The organism is Archangium sp. (assembly GCF_036277355.1).
Lineage (GTDB): Bacteria > Myxococcota > Myxococcia > Myxococcales > Myxococcaceae > Archangium.
On sequence record NZ_DASUNC010000024.1, the window covers coordinates 148,084 to 163,098 of the forward strand.

The 15,015-nt window shown below is 69.7% G+C and carries 12 protein-coding genes; 3 read left to right on the forward strand and 9 right to left on the reverse strand.

Translation table 11 applies throughout. The features are described 5' to 3' along the window. Positions 1 to 135 precede the first annotated feature (135 nt). From VFZ09_RS06960 to VFZ09_RS07000, 9 genes are all read right to left on the reverse strand, one after another. Complete coding sequence (locus tag VFZ09_RS06960; protein ID WP_329726694.1) at positions 136 to 1,773, reverse strand: glycerol-3-phosphate dehydrogenase/oxidase; 1,638 nt, start codon at positions 1,771 to 1,773, stop codon at positions 136 to 138. A 29-nt stretch (positions 1,774 to 1,802) separates the two neighbouring features. Next, positions 1,803 to 3,389 carry an FAD-binding oxidoreductase gene (locus tag VFZ09_RS06965; RefSeq protein ID WP_329726695.1) on the reverse strand — a complete coding sequence of 529 codons (1,587 nt, stop codon included), beginning with the start codon at positions 3,387 to 3,389 and terminating at the stop codon, positions 1,803 to 1,805. Positions 3,390 to 3,491: 102 nt separating this feature from the next. Continuing rightward, the gene (locus VFZ09_RS06970) at positions 3,492 to 3,797 is read right to left on the reverse strand and encodes a hypothetical protein (RefSeq protein WP_329726696.1); all 306 of its coding nucleotides are present in this window, start codon (positions 3,795 to 3,797) and stop codon (positions 3,492 to 3,494) included. 17 nt (positions 3,798 to 3,814) lie between these two features. Next, a complete protein-coding gene (locus tag VFZ09_RS06975; protein WP_329726697.1) occupies positions 3,815 to 5,485 on the reverse strand; it encodes a chloride channel protein in 1,671 nt (556 codons plus the stop codon). A gap of 221 nt (positions 5,486 to 5,706) precedes the next feature. Then, positions 5,707 to 6,138: a DUF1634 domain-containing protein gene (locus VFZ09_RS06980; RefSeq protein WP_329726698.1), complete on the reverse strand. Its 432-nt coding sequence runs from the start codon at positions 6,136 to 6,138 to the stop codon at positions 5,707 to 5,709. Continuing rightward, entirely contained in the window at positions 6,135 to 6,980 is an 846-nt protein-coding gene (locus tag VFZ09_RS06985; RefSeq protein ID WP_329726699.1) for a sulfite exporter TauE/SafE family protein, read from the reverse strand. The genes VFZ09_RS06980 and VFZ09_RS06985 overlap by 4 nt, the downstream gene beginning before the upstream one ends. 14 nt (positions 6,981 to 6,994) lie before the next feature. Continuing rightward, positions 6,995 to 7,879 (reverse strand): aldo/keto reductase, encoded by an 885-nt coding sequence (locus VFZ09_RS06990; protein WP_329726700.1) that lies wholly within the window; start codon positions 7,877 to 7,879, stop codon positions 6,995 to 6,997. Continuing rightward, entirely contained in the window at positions 7,876 to 8,688 is an 813-nt protein-coding gene (locus VFZ09_RS06995) for a hypothetical protein (RefSeq protein ID WP_329726701.1), read from the reverse strand. Before VFZ09_RS06995 ends, VFZ09_RS06990 begins: the two co-directional genes overlap by 4 nt. Before the next feature lie 98 nt (positions 8,689 to 8,786). Next, positions 8,787 to 9,236 (reverse strand): Spy/CpxP family protein refolding chaperone, encoded by a 450-nt coding sequence (locus VFZ09_RS07000; RefSeq protein WP_329726702.1) that lies wholly within the window; start codon positions 9,234 to 9,236, stop codon positions 8,787 to 8,789. A gap of 397 nt (positions 9,237 to 9,633) precedes the next feature. On the opposite strand from VFZ09_RS07000, the gene dnaE reads away from it, so the two are divergent. The 3 genes from dnaE to VFZ09_RS07015 all read left to right on the forward strand — a co-directional run bounded on the left by dnaE (position 9,634) and on the right by VFZ09_RS07015 (position 14,909). Further along, positions 9,634 to 13,209 (forward strand): DNA polymerase III subunit alpha, encoded by a 3,576-nt coding sequence (gene dnaE / locus VFZ09_RS07005; RefSeq protein WP_329726703.1) that lies wholly within the window; start codon positions 9,634 to 9,636, stop codon positions 13,207 to 13,209. A gap of 66 nt (positions 13,210 to 13,275) precedes the next feature. Further along, positions 13,276 to 14,103 (forward strand): crotonase/enoyl-CoA hydratase family protein, encoded by an 828-nt coding sequence (locus VFZ09_RS07010; RefSeq protein WP_329726704.1) that lies wholly within the window; start codon positions 13,276 to 13,278, stop codon positions 14,101 to 14,103. A gap of 5 nt (positions 14,104 to 14,108) precedes the next feature. Beyond that, positions 14,109 to 14,909, forward strand: a complete 801-nt coding sequence (locus VFZ09_RS07015; RefSeq protein ID WP_329726705.1) for an SDR family oxidoreductase — start codon at positions 14,109 to 14,111, stop codon at positions 14,907 to 14,909. The last annotated feature ends 106 nt before the right edge of the window (positions 14,910 to 15,015 follow it).

Genomic DNA, 15,015 nt, shown 5'->3' on the forward strand with positions numbered 1-15,015 from the left:
GGCCCCCCCACGCGGAATCCATTGTGGGGGAGTTGTGTAACCTTTGAGCGCAGGAGGAAATATCGCCTCCGGGTGCAGGCGAGCGTCGGGAAGACGATAGTGCCGGGCGATGTTGGAGAGGCTGCCGGGCGTGCGTCATCCGCCGGGGCGCCGCGGGGAGCCAGTGGACGTGGCGAGCTGGGCGCGCGGCGTCTCAAGGCGGGGCTGCTCGGGCAGCGCATAGTGGGTGCGCCAGAGGGTCAGGTAGGCGTGTGCCTCGGACTCCCAGCGCGCGTCGTCCCAGCCCAGCTCCTGCTGGCAGAGGGCGCGGAGGGCGGGCAGGTGCGCCGTGCCACCCCGGGGCAGCAGCAGGCCCAGCCGCACGCGCCGCAGCAGCAGGTCATCCAGGTGGACGACGTTCTCGTGGCGGGCCGCCCAGCGCAGCTCCGCCCAGAGCGTGGAGGTGCCGGGAACGGCGTCGAGCTCGCCGGGACGGGCCATGGCCACCAGCGCGGGCGCATCCGCTCCGTGGCGTCCCCGCAGGCGCAGGCGGGCCTCGGGGGAGAGGGGCGCGTCCTCCAGCGCGGGAGGCGTGCCGAGGAAGGGCCCGTGGGGCTCCAGCGCGGCCAGCTCGGGAAGCCGGTGGCGGAGGGCGCGCAGGGCATCGTGCGCGATGGCACGGCAGGTGGTGAGTTTGCCGCCGGTGACGGTGACGAGCCCCTCCTCCTCGAGGACGAGGTGCTCGCGGGACTCCTTGGACGGGTCGCTCGCGCCGGAGGAGATGACGGGCCGCACCCCGGCGTAGCTGGACACCACGTCCTCGAGGGTGAGCTTCAGCGCGGGGAAGCGGGACTCCACGGCCTCCATGAGGTAGGCCACCTCCTCGGAGGAGATGGAGGGCTCCTGGTCCAGCGAGGGGTGGTGGTCCAGGTCCGTGGTGCCGATGAGCGTGGAGTCCTCCCAGGGCATGACGCACACGAAGCGGTCTCCGCGCGGGTGACGGAAGCTGATGCCGTGGGCGAGGGGGAAGCGCTGGGAGGAGAAGACGAGGTGGCTGCCGCGCAGGGGGCGCAGCTTGGGAGCCGCGGACAGGTGGGCGCGCACCGAGTCGGCCCACACGCCCGTGGCGTTGACGACGGCGCGGGCGCGCACGGTGGCGGAGCGCTGACCGACGGTGTCCGTCAGTTCGACGCCCGCGACACGGCCGTCCTCGCGGAGCAGGCCGGTGACGCGCACGTGGTTGAGCGCCGAGCCTCCCGCCGCCACGGCCTCGCGGAGGATGCGCAGCACGAGCCGCGCGTCGTCGACCCAGGCCTCGTCATAGGGCACGCCGATGAGTCCCTCCTCCTGCACGAGCGAGGGCTCCAGCTGGCGCAGCCGGGCGGTGGCGTGGTTGCCGCGAGGCCATCGGCCGGTGAGCAGCTCGTACACGAAGATGCCGGCGCGCCCCTGCCAGTGCTTGCCGCCCTCGCGGGGGTGGCTGGCGAGCATGAAGTCGAGGGGCTTCACCAGGCCGTTGCCTTCGGCGAGGAGCCGCTGGCGCTCGCGGATGGACTGGCGGACCAGGGGCACATCCCCGGTGGCGAGGTAGCGCAGACCGCCGTGAACGAGCTTGCTGGAGCGGCTCGAGGTGCCCCAGGCGAAGTCACGCTGCTCGACGAGCAGGGCCTTCAGTCCGGCGCGGGTGGCCTCGCGCAGCACGGAGGCGCCGGTGATTCCACCGCCGATGATGATCAAATCCCAGGGCGCGGCCAGCGCTCCCCAGAGCGTCTCTCGTTGAGTGGATGCGGACATGGTGTTGCGACTCCCCCCGACTGCCAGTCTCAGACGAGCTTGCCCGGATTGAGCAGGCCCGATGGATCGAATGTTCCCAGCATCTGGCGGATGGCGGAGAGGCCGAGTGCGCCCTTCTCCGCTTCCAGCCAGGGCCGGTGGTCCGTGCCCACGCCGTGTTGGTGGCTGATGGTTCCGCCGTGGGCGGCCATGGCGCGGCTGGCGGCGGTCTTGAGCGCGAGCCAGCGTGCGTGGGTCTCCCCGGCATCCTTCCCCAACCGGAAGATGAACGTGGTGTAGAGGTTGGAGCCGGTCGCGTACACGTGGGACAGGTGGGTGAAGACGAGGACCCGTTCGCCCTGGTCCGCGAGGGCTCCGCGCAGGGCGTCCTCGACGGCGGTGAGCAGACGGGGCACGTTGCTCCAGGAGGTGGCCGTCTCCACGGTGTCCACGCCCCAGCCGCGCTCCCAGGCGGCGTTGCGCAGGTAGGGGGCGCGGAAGCGGCCCTTGAGCCACTTCTGTCCCAGCAGGGGCACGCGCACCCCGCCGTACCGGCCCGCGAGGCCCATGGCGGTGTGCTGCGCGGACTCCACGGTGCACCGGCTGCCGGACACGCCGAGCACCAGCATGCAGCCCTCCGCGCCCACGCCGAACAGGGAGAGGGAACCGGACAGCACCTTCACCATGCGCGGGTGGCCGGAGAGGGCGAGGTTGATGGCCGTCTCCTGGGGCGTGCTCAGCCGCAGCATGGAGAGGGGCGTGCCGCTCTGCACCAGCTCGCGCACGGCGGTGCGGGCGCGTTCCCAGTCGGGGAAGAAGAGGGCGTGGAAGTCCTCGCGCTCGGGCAACGGGGAGATGCGCACCGTGGCCTCGGTGAGGATGCCCATGCGCCCCTCGGAGCCGAGCACGAATTCCCGCAGGTCCGGCCCGGTGGCGCTGGCGGGGAAGGAGGGGAGCACCACGGTGCCGGCGGGGGACTCGAGCCGTCCTCCGACGAAGAGGTTCTCGATGCGCCCATAGCCGAGCGACTGCTGCCCGCGCGAGCGGGTGACGATCCATCCACCGAGCGTGGAGAGCTCGAAGGACTGGGGGAAGTGCCCGAGCGTGTAGCCACGGGCGCGCAGGGCCTCCTCGAGCCGGGGGCCGCTCACCCCGGCGCCGAAGGTGGCGAGCCGGTCCTCCTCGGAGAGCGAGTGGAGCCGCTGGAGGCGCTCGAGGGAGACGGTGAGGATGGGGGCGTCACCGGGCGCGACGTTGACGTGGCCGACGACGCTGGTGCCACCGCCGAAGGGGATGAGGCGGGCACCGGCGTCACGCGCGTAGGAGAACAGGGCACGGACTTCCCCGGCATCGCGAGGGAAGGCGACCCCATCGGGGAAGGCGGGGACGCGGCCGCCGCGCAGGACGATGAGGTCGGGGAAGCTCTGGCCGCGGGCGTGGCGCAGGCGGACTTCGGGCTCGGTGGAGACGAGCGGGTGGGGCGGAAGGCGGGAGGGAGGAACGGAGGCGAGCACCTCGGCGAGCGAGGCATCCCGGGGCGGAGTCCCGGGGCCGAGCCGTTCCGCGAGGACGGCGGCGGTGGCATCCGGCAGTGGGTAGCTGACGGCGGCGTCTCCCCAACCATTCCAGCGCCTCACGACGGCCTCCAGGCGGGTGCGCCCGGCCCTGGCGCTCCTCATGGACGAGGCAGTGTGCGGGGAGCCTCCTCCGCTGGCAAGGGGAGGGCACGCCGTCCCCTCTCACTGCTGGTCAGGGGGCCGATGTGGCGGCGGGGGAGGTGGGGCCGAGCCGCCGGTTCCCCAGTCGGGGGGAGGAACCTCGGGCAGGGGCCAGCCGAGGAAGAGGGGCCACCCCCGGTACATGTTCGGGTCGAACTTCGGCTCCGTGGAGGGGGGATGCGCCGCCGGTGTGCTCGCGGCCTGGTGTTCCCGTGGGGTGTCATGCGAGTGGCCCACCTTGGGGGGCGTCCGCAGCAGCACATAGGCCAGGACCGCACACAGGAGGCCCAGGGCCACGATGCTCCATGCGCGAGTCCTCTTGTCCATGCCGGCCCTCCGCTCCGTCAGAACTGCCCTCTCTGCAACACGTCGCTCTTGGAAACCGTGCCCAGCAGGCGCCGCTCATGGTCCACCACGGGCAGGCACTCGAGCGCCGTCTTGCCGAAGCTCCTGGCCACCTCGGCCAGGGAGAGCTCCGGGGTGATGACGGGCAGGCTCGAGTCCATGACGTCCGCGGCCACCGTGGCCTCCAGCAGGCTGTGGTCCGGCAGGTGCCCCTTGAGGTCATCCAGGACGATGGTGCCGAGCAGCCGGCCGTGCTCGTCCGTGACGTAGAGGTCCGTTCCGGGGGGCTGCTCCAGCAACAGCACCACCACCTCCTGGAAGGGCGCCGAGGGCGGGAGGCGTTGGTGTACGGGCTTGAGCAGGGCGCGGGTTCCCTCCTCTCTCAGCCAGTGGGGGACACTGGCGGGCATCCGCACGTTGCGGCGGTTGAGCACGGACGTGTAGAGCGACTCCGGCTCCAGCCTGCGGCTCACCGCCGCGGAGATCACCGCGCACAGCATCAAGGGCAGCATCAAGTCGTAGTCCGCCGTCATCTCGAAGATGAGGAGCACGGCGGACACGGACGCGTGCGTCGTGCCGGCGAGCACGGCCACCATGCCCAGCAGCGCGTAGGCTCCACTCGGAGCCCCGCCGGGCCACAGCATTCCCGCCACCTGCCCGAAGGCCCCGCCCAGCAGGGCGCCATAGAAGAGCGAGGGGGTGAAGAGACCGCCGGGCACCCCCGCGCCCGCGCACATGGACGTGGCCAGCAGCCTGGCCAGCGGGAGGAGGGCGAGCAGCAGCAGGGACATCCTCCCGAGCAGCGCCGCGTTCACCGCGTCATAGCCATTGCCGAGCAACTCGGGCAGCCAGATGGCGGCCAGTCCCACGAGGCTCATCGCCACCAGCGGCTGGAGCGCTTGGAACCGGCGGGGCACCTTGTCCAGCGTGTCCGACAGCAGGTTGATGACGCGCACGTAGAGGGCGGAGGCGGCGCCCACCAGCACGCCCAGCAGCAGCGCGAGGAGCAGCTCCCGGGGGTGCGTCAGCACGTAGTGGGGGATGACGTAGCTGGGGTGGTCCGCGACGAGGGCGCGCGAGACGAGCGTGGCCACCACGCAGGAGACGACGATGGGGCCGAACAGCTCGAGCGCGAAGCTGCCCAGCAGCACCTCCAGCCCGAAGAGCGCGCCGCCGATGGGGACGTTGTAGGCGGAGGCGATGCCCGCGGCGGCCCCGCACGCCACCAGCAGGCGGGCCTGTCCCGAGGGGAGCCGCAGCCGGCGGGCCAGGGCGGAACCGCTGGCCGCTCCCGTCTGCAGCAGCGCGCCCTCGCGGCCCAGGGGGGCTCCCAGGGCCACCGCGACGATGGAGATGAAGCCCCGGAAGAGCGCCCGCGGCAGGGGCAGCTCGCCGGCCTTCACCCAGATGGACTCGATGATGCCCGCCGTCCCGTGCCCCCGCAGCGGCCGCCCGACGAGCAGGGTCATCAGGGAGACGAGCCCTCCGCCGAGCACGGGCACCAGGAAGCGGCGCCAGGGCGGCGAGGCGACGACGCCCGCGAGGAAGCCTTCCACCTCGCTGCGCCAGAAGAGGTGCTGGGTGATGCGCAGCACCCGGAGGAGCACCACGGCTCCCACGCCCGAGATGAGGCCCACGGCGACGACGAGCACCCAGAAGCGTTTCTCCACGCCCGCCAGGCCGCGGAAGAAGCCGCCGAGCGGTGGCGCTGCGCGTCTCGAGGTCTCCGTCCCCGGAGGAAAAGCCGACCGCTCCGATTCCGACGAGAGACCCACGCCCGTGAAAGCTAGGAAGTGCGAGCGCCTCCCAGGAGCAGGGTTCCTCCCCGGCCGTGCACCCTGGGCCTCCGAGCAGTCAGGCCAGCGAGCGGCCCCGCCCGTCCAGCGTTCCCTCACTCCACCTTGCCGAGCAGGAAGGACAGGAGCAGCAGGCCGAGCACCACGGACGTCACCCCGACGAAGATGCGGTCCCGTTGCCTGCTGAAGAGCAGCAGCGAGAGGGCCACCCGGAGGACGGGGGTGGCCATCAGCACCAGCAACCCCACCATGACCAGGGCCTGGCCCCGGATGGCCTCCACGCCCGCGAGCACCCCATCGAGCGAATGGAGCGTGTGCTCCGGGGCCGTGAGGCGCTGGAGGGCCTGGGTCGAGGAGAAGTAGTCGGGGTGGTGGAAGAAGGTCAGCACCATGCCGGCCGAGACCAGCGAGAGGCTGAGCAGCACCCCGAGGCGCAGCAGCTGGCTGATGAGCACCTCGGGGCCCACGGCTTCGCGCGCCAGCCCGGGCTGGGTGGACTTCACCTCGACGGCGGACGGCTCGCTCACGGGCTCACCCCCTTGCGCAGCATCTGGATGGCCACCCACAACAGCACCAGCACGAAGAGCCCCCGGAGCCAGGTGCTCTTCACCTTCGACAGCAGGCGCGAGCCGGCGAAGGCCCCCAGCATGACGCCGACGCATACGGGGCCGGCGATGAAGGGATCGATATCGCCGCGCGCGAAGTAGACGCCCGCGCTCGCCGCGGCGGTGACGCCAATCATGAAGTTGCTGGTGGCGGTGGACACCTTGAGGGGCAGGCGCATGGCGAGGTCCATCGCCGGCACCTTCAGCGCCCCCGAGCCGATGCCGAGCAGCCCGCTCACCGTGCCCGCCGCGTACATGAGGCCCAGGCCCGTCAGCGGGCGGGTGACGCGGTAGGGCACTTCACGGCCCGCCTCCTCATCCCAGTAGCTGCCGTGGAGTCCCAGGCGGTCCGCGAGCGCGTCGGGAGCAACGGGCACCGCCGCGCGGGCCTCGCCGCCCAGCTTGCGCAACATGGCGAGCGCCGAGTACCCCATCACCGCGCCGAAGACGATGTACAGCCAGCGCCCACCGATGAAGCCCGCGAGGAGCGCGCCGGAGAGGGCGCCCGCCGTCGTGGCCAGCTCGAGGAACATGGCCACACGCAGGTTGGTGAGGCGCTCGCGGACGTAGGCCGCCGCCGCGCCGCTGGAGGTGGCGATGACGGACACGATGGAGGCACCCACCGCGTAACGGATGTCCACCCCGAGCATCAACGTGAGCACCGGGACGAGGATGAGTCCTCCTCCGAGCCCGAGCAGCGAGCCCAGCGCTCCCGCGCCCAGCGAGATGAGGAAGACCACGACGGTGAAGAGGAAGGGCGTCATTCAATGAGGGAATATCAGATGAGCCCCTCCCACCCGTGGTCATGCTGGCGGAACGCGTTCCGGATGCGTTCCACCAGGGACTCGGGCAGCGGACCCTTCTCCAGGGCGTGCACGTTGCGCTGGAGGTTCTCCATCCGCGTCGTCCCCACGATGCAGGTGGCCACGCCGGGCACGAAGGCGGCGAAGCGCAGCGCCAGTTCGCTCCAGTCCATCCCCCCGGTCTCCAGGCCCATGGCGCGCATCCGGTCCCAGTACGTCGCGACATCCGGAGCGGAAGGACGCTCGGCGTGACGCCACGGCGCATTGCCCAGGGGACGCTTGGCGATGACCCCGATTCCCCGCTCGTGGGCCAGGGGCAGGGCCCAGTCCAGCACCTTCTGGTCGAACACATTCACGGACGTCTGCACGGAGCCGAAGGCCCCCGAGTGCAGGGCCCAGCTCAGGGGCGCGCTCTCACCCGAGTACGCGGCCACGCGCACCTTGCCCTGCTGCACGGCCTGCCGGAGCGCGTCCACCACGCCGGGGCGCTCCAGCACCTCCACGGGGCACGAGTGGAAGTGAACGACATCCAGGAAGTCCGTGCGCAGCCGGCGCAGGGCCAGCTCAATCCCCTGGGTGATGCAGGGCCCGGTCCAGTCCTCCACGCCGGGCACGCCGTAGCCGCACTTGGTGGAGAGCACGAAGTCCTGCCGCCGCCCCTGCAGCGCGCGGCCGATGCGCTCCTCGGACTGCCCGTAGCTGGGCGCGGTGTCGAGCAGGTTGATGCCCGCGTCCAGCACGCCCTTCAAGAGGGCCTCGGCGCCGGACTCGGACAGCTCCGGGCTGCCCACCGGTCCTGCTCCAAATCCCAGCGCGGAGACCTGCAGACCGGTGTTGCCCAGAGGACGGCGAATCATCATGTGCTCCCGCTTCCACGCGCGGCCAGGTCGATGAAGCCGCGAATCCAGATGAGGTTGATGGCGTGGCAGGCTTCTAGCGGAGTCCGGGTGGTCGTCTCCAGCGCCGTGGTGTAGGGCACGCCCAGGCGCATGAAGTAATCGGTGACGCTGCCGTCGTGGTACTCGATGAGGCCGTCCGGGTCGGTGCGGTTGTGCTCGTCCACCTTCTCGTCGCGGATGACCTGGGCGTGCGCCGCGGCGGCCTTCATGAAGGGCCGGTAGGCGGCCTTGTCCCCGAAGGTATAGGCGTAGGTGGCGGGGTCCGGCAGGTAGTTGTCCTGGTGGATGTCCAGCGCCGCGGCGGGAGCCGGGTAGCGCGCGATGTCCGAGCGCACCGCGCGCGTCTCCTTGGGTCCGCCCTCGTAGAGGGCCCAGCGCAGGAAGGGCTCATCGCGGGTGAGCTCGCCCTTCCACTCGCCGGGCGCCGTCTCGTAGCGCAGGAAGTCGTTGTTGGGCCTCTCCCCGCCGCGGTTGTAGCGCGTGCCGTCCACGAAGCCCGAGGGGTTGATGCACGGGTACACGCGCAGCCCCACGCCGCGTTCCCGGGCGTAGGCGGAGATGTCCGCGAAGTAGTGGCAGAGCGTGAGCGGGCCGGCGGGCTCCTCACCGTGGAAGCCGGAGGTGATGACCAGCCAACGGTCGCCGGGTGTCGTGAGCCGGAAGAGTGGGTACTCGACACCACCCTCGACGACACGGGCGTACTCGTTCACCTCGGCGAATTGGGCGTAGCCGCGGATGCGGCGGGCGTACTCGTCGTAGTTCTGGGGCACGCCCCCAGGTTACTCACCTGGGGGCGCACTCCGCAGTGTCCGTGGGCTCGATTGTGCCCGGATGTGTGCATGGATGGATACCGGGCGGTAGGCGAGGGCTAGCGAGCGTTCATGCGCTCACGAACGTTCTCCGTCACCTGCTGGCGCTGCTCCGGGGTGAGGATGCGGTGGGCCTGGAGGGCGGCGTCCGCCACCTTGTGGGCGAAGGCGCGGAAGGCGTCCATGCGCGCGTCCACCAGGGCGTGCACGGCGTTGGCGTCCGGGTTGACCGACTCCCACTGCTCCACCATCTGCGCCCGGGCGCCCTTGTTCTCCTCGAAGAGGCGCTTGCCGTCCTCGAAGAGCGAGTCCTTCAGCCCGTGGAGGGCCTGCTTCTGCTGCTCGCTGGCCTTCAGCTCCTCGAGCCGGTCATCCATCCGCCAGGTGATCATCTGCTTCACGCGCTCGGGGTCGCGGGGGCCGCCGAAGTGTCCCCCGCGGAAGCCCGTGAGGAGGACGAAGGCGAGGACGGCGGAACCGGCGATCATCAGCTTGTTCTTCGTGGTCATGGCGTGTAACTCCCAGGGGCCCTGGGGGCCCCGCTTTCTGTTCGTGGGCGCCGTCAATCGGCGACGGTGGACAGAATGCGAGAGGCCCGTTGCGGGCGCTTTGCGCGGGCGTAAAGAAGTGTGAAGGCCGCCGCGGGAGGCTCCGGGGCCACGGAGAACCCGTCCCGGCACGCCTGCCCGGCCGCCCGGCCAGGGGGCTTCCGAGGGGCACCCCAGGTGCCAGGCCACCCGGGCCATGCCCGACCTGATGGCTCCTTCACGGCCCGTGTGAGCCATGCCACAAGGCGCCGGGGCCGATTTTCCGGCTCCGGACGCGGCGTCCGGCCGGAAACTGGCGAGCGCCGCCACCCTGAACAAATGTGGTGCTGTAGACCCTCTTCCTGACTACTTTCCCGCCATGTCCTTTACCCATCTGCACCTGCACTCCCTGTACTCGCTCCTCGATGGGGCGATCCGGATGAAGGACCTCATCAAGACGGTGAAGGAGAAGGGGATGACGAGCGTGGCCGTGACGGATCACGGCAACATGTTCGCCACCATCGACTTCTACAAGAAGGCCAAGGACGCCGGCATCAAGCCCATCATCGGGATGGAGACGTACGTGGCCGGGCCCAAGGGCCGCAAGGACCGTACGGAGAAGGTGGGTCACCACCTCATCCTCCTGGCCAAGAACAAGGAGGGGTACGACAACCTCAAGTACCTCTCGTCCATGGCCTACCGCGAGGGCTTCTACTACCACCCGCGCATCGACAAGGAGCTGCTGAAGGACCACAGCAAGGGTCTCTTCGCGCTCACCGCGTGCCTGGGTGGCGAAGTGACGGGCGCGGCCTTCCGCGGGGACATGGACCACGCCCGCAAGGCGGCGCTCGAGTACAAGAACATCTTCGAGCCCGAGCACTTCTTCCTCGAGGTGCAGTCCAACGGGATGCCCGAGCAGGAGAAGGCCAACGAGAACCTCAAGCAGCTCGGCCGGGACCTGGGCATCGGGCTGTGCGCCACCGCGGACGCGCACTACATCAAGCAGTCGGACGCGCGCGCCCACGAGCTCCTCATGTGCATCGCCAGCGGCAAGACGCTCGCGGACGGCAAGCGCATGAAGCACTCCACGGACAAGCTCTACGTCACCAGTCCCCAGGAGATGCTGGAGTACTTCAAGGACACCCCCGAGGCCGTCCACAACACCCAGCGCATCGTCGAGCAGATCAACCTGGAGCTGAAGCTGGGCAAGCCCATGCTGCCCACCTTCCAGGTGCCCGGGGACCACACCGCCGACAGCTTCATGGCGGAGCTGGCGCGCAAGAACCTCGAGGAGCGCTTCAAGGAGATCGACATCGCGCGCTACCGCACGGGCCAGCCGCCCGTGGACCGGGAGCCCTACAAGGCCCGTCTGGAGCTGGAGATCGGCGTCATCCAGAAGATGGGGTTCAGCGGCTACTTCCTCATCGTCCAGGACTTCATCAACTGGGCCAAGCAGCACGGGATTCCGGTGGGCCCGGGCCGTGGCTCGGGTGCCGGCTCGCTGGTGGCCTACTGCCTGCGCATCACCGACCTGGATCCGCTCCCGTACAACCTGCTCTTCGAGCGCTTCCTCAACCCCGAGCGCGTGTCGATGCCGGACTTCGATATCGACTTCTGCCAGGACCGGCGCGACGAGGTCATCAAGTACGTGGGCCGCAAGTACGGCGAGAACAACGTGGGGCAGATCATCACGTTCGGCTCGCTCAAGGCCAAGAGCGTGCTGCGCGACGTGTGCCGCGTGTTCGCGCTGCCCTTCAGCGAGGGGGACCGCATCGCCAAGCTGGTGCCCGAGGTGCTCGGCATCACGCTCAAGGACGCCATCGAGCAGGAGCCGCGCCTCAAGGAGATGATGGAGAAGCCCACCGCCATCGGGCAGGTGGAGGGCAAGGACGTCACCACCAAGGACGTGCTGGAGATCGCCCTCGCGCTGGAGGGCCTGCACCGTCAGCCGGGCATGCACGCGGCCGGCGTCGTCATCGCCGACAAGCCGCTGTGGGAGTTCGTCCCCACCTACCAGCCTCCGGGGGAAGACACCCTCATCACCCAGTTCGCCAAGGACGAGGTGGAAGCGGCGGGCCTGGTGAAGTTCGACTTCCTCGGCCTCAAGACGCTCACCGTCATCCAGAACGCGCTCAACCTCATCAACCGCAACCCGCCCAACGGCAAGCCCATCCTGCGCGAGGACATCCCGCTGGAGGGTGACGCCGAGGTCTGGAAGCTGATGGCCGAGGGCGACACGGCCGGCGTCTTCCAGATGGAGTCCAGCGGCTTCACCGAAATGGTGATGAAGCTCAAGCCGTCCTGCTTCGAGGACGTGGTCGCCGCCGGCGCGCTCTACCGCCCGGGTCCGCTCGACTCGGGCATGGTGGACGTCTTCATCAACCGCAAGCACGGCCGCGAGCCGGTGGTGTACCCGCACCCGAAGCTGGAGCCCGTCCTCAAGGACACCTACGGCGTCATCGTCTACCAGGAACAGGTGATGCAGATCTCCCAGGTGCTGGGAGGCTACACCCTGGGCCGCGCGGACCTGCTGCGCCGCGCCATGGGCAAGAAGAAGGCCGAGGTCATGCAGGCCGAGCGGGCCGGCTTCCTCGAGGGCTGCGCGAAGAACAACGTCGACCTGAAGGTGGCCGGCGAAATCTTCGACCTCATGGAGAAGTTCGCCGAGTACGGCTTCAACAAGAGCCACTCGGCGGCCTACGGCCTGGTCACCATCCACACGGCATGGCTCAAGGCGCACCACCGCGTGGAGTTCATGGCGGCCCTTCTCACGAGCGAGAAGGACAACACCGACAAGGTGGTGCTGCACATCGGCGAGGCGCGCCAGTCGGGCGTGCAGGTGCTGCCGCCGGACGTGAACCAGTCGGACATGGCCTTCGGCGCGGTGGAGGGAAAAATCAGGTTCGGCCTGGGCGCCATCAAGGGCGTGGGCGAGGGCGCCATCGAGTCCATCGTCGAGGCGCGCAAGGAAGGGCCCTTCAAGAGCCTGTTCGACTTCTGCGAGCGCGTGGACTCGCGCAAGGTGAACCGCAAGGTGCTCGAAGCGCTGGTGAAGGCGGGGGCCTTCGACTTCGAGAACCGCCCGCGGCGCCAGCTCTTCGAGAGCATCGAGCGCGCCATGAGCCGCGGCTCCAGCAGCCAGAAGGACAAGGCCGCGGGGCAGAGCTCGCTCTTCGGCATGTTGGGGGGTGGCTCCTCGGGGGGCGGCGGCGGGATGAAGGACGAGTACGTCCAGGCGGAGGAGTGGCCGGAGAAGGAGCGCCTGTCGCTGGAGAAGGAGGCCATCGGCTTCTACGTGTCGGGCCACCCGCTGCACCAGTACGACAAGGAGCTCAAGCGCTACGCCCGGCCCATCACCGCGGTGGCTCGTGCGCGCAAGGACGAGAAGCTCACCATCGCCGGCATCGTCGCGGCGCTGCGCGAGCGGCCCACCAAGACGGGCAAGCGCATGGCGTGGGTGACGCTGGAGGACCTGTCCGGCTCCATCGAGCTGGTGTGCTTCCCCGGCAAGGACGGCACGCGCAACGTCATGGGCAAGGACGGCAAGTGGACGAAGTCGGGGCCCAAGCCCGGCTTCGAGCACTGGGAGCCGCTGCTCAAGAGCGATGACCCCATCCTCGTGACGGGCACGGTCCAGATCAATCAGCGCGACGAGGACACGCCGGTGGCGGAGCTCATCGTCGAGGACATCCAGAGCCTCAAGGCCGTGCGCGAGAAGCGCACCAGGCGGCTGGAGTTCCGGCTGCCGGTGGATCTCGCCACGGACGAGCGGATGGAGAAGCTGGCGAAGCTCGTCAAGCAGTACGAGGGCGCCACGCCGGTGGCCGTGAGCCTGCTCTTCACCAACGAGGCCGAGGCGCTCATCGGCAACACGTCGCTCAAGGTGCAGGTGAGTGACGAGCTCATCCAGTCCGTGGAGCGGCTCTTCGGCATGAAGGTGGTCGAGTTCGGCTGAGCGCGGGCGTGGACGCTGCCCGCCCGTTCTGCTCAAGTGGGCCCTTCCTCGCGAGGGAGGGCCTGAATGACGGCGGCATACCAGTCTCTTCGCATCGAGCAGGCGGACGGCATCGCCGAGCTGGTGCTCACCGGTCCCGGCAAGGGCAACGCGCTCGGCCCGGACTTCTGGCGCGAGATGCCCGAGGCGCTCCGGGCTCTCGACGCGGATGACTCGGTCCGGGTCATCCTCCTGCGCGGCGACGGCGCGAACTTCACCTACGGCCTGGACCTGATGGCGATGACGGAGTCGCTCGGGCCGCTCATCCTCGGCGAGGGCAACCTCGCGCTCGAGCGCACGAAGCTGCTCCAGCTCATCGAGAAGATGCAGGCCGCCACCGAGGGGCTCGCCCGCTGCCGCAAGCCCGTGCTGGCGGCGCTGCATGGCTGGTGCATCGGCGGTGGCATGGATCTCATCGCCGCGTGTGACTTCCGCTACTGCTCGCGCGAGGCGAAGTTCTCCCTGCGCGAGGTGCGCGTGGGCATCACCGCGGACCTCGGCGCGCTGCAGCGGCTGCCTCGCATCATCGGCGAGGGCAACACGCGCGAGCTCGCCTATACCGGCGGGGACGTGGACGCGGACCGGGCCCTCCAGATGGGGCTGGTGAATCAGGTCTTCGCCACCCCCGAGGAGCTGCTGGCCGCGGCGCGCGCCACCGCGCGGAAGATCGCCGACAACCCGCCGCTGGTGGTCCAGGGCGCCAAGCAGGTGATGGAGTATTGCGCGGGCAAGTCCGTGGCGGACGGCCTGCGCTACGTGGCGGTGTGGAACTCCGCCTTCCTTCAGTCGCATGACCTCGCCGAGGCCTTCGCCGCGTTCGCCGAGCGCCGGCCTCCGCGCTTCCAGGGGAGATGAATCACATGTCGGACGTGTTCAAGTCGGGGCTGCTCCAGGGCAAGGTGGCGTTCATCACCGGCGGCAGCAGTGGCATCAACCTCGGCATCGCCGAGGCGTTCGTGAAGGCTGGCGCCAAGGTGGTCATCAACGGCCGCAACGTGGAGAAGCTGGAGGCCGCCGTGAAGGGGCTCCAGCAGCACGGCACCGCCATGGGCCTGCCCGCGGACGTGCGCAACTACGAGTCCATGGAGAAGGCCATGCAGGCGGCGCGTGACGCGTACGGGGAGCTGGACATCCTCGTGTGCGGCGCGGCCGGCAACTTCCCCGCGCCCGCCCTCGGGATGTCCTCCAACGGCTTCAAGTCGGTGCTGGAGATCGACGTGCTGGGCACCTTCAACGCCTGCCGCGCCGCCTTCGAGCACCTGCGCAAGCCGGGTGCTTGCGTCCTCAACATCTCCGCGCCCCAGGCCTACCTGCCCATGGCCATGCAGGCCCACGTCTGTGCCGCCAAGGCCGGTGTGGACATGATCACCCGCACCCTCGCCATCGAGTGGGGTGGGGCCGGCGTGCGCGTCAACTCCATCACCCCCGGCCCCATCGAGGACACCGAGGGTATGAATCGGCTCGCTCCCAGTGGCGAGACCCGCGAGAAGCTCACCCGTGCCCTGCCGTTGCAGCGTTTCGGGACAAAGCAAGACATCTCGCAACTCGCGCTTTTCCTGGCGTCCGATGCAGCCTCATACATCACCGGCTCCATCATGGTTTGCGATGGAGGCCAATCGCTGCTCGGCTCCGGCCTCATGCTCCAGGCGATGGGAATGTGAGAAGAGCCCGCTCGGCCAGAGGGGGCAGGCGGCTTCGTCCTCTGCCGCTGAGTTTTTACAGGTAGGGGCTGTCTGGTAGAATACAGACTGTATCCACCCGCCGTTG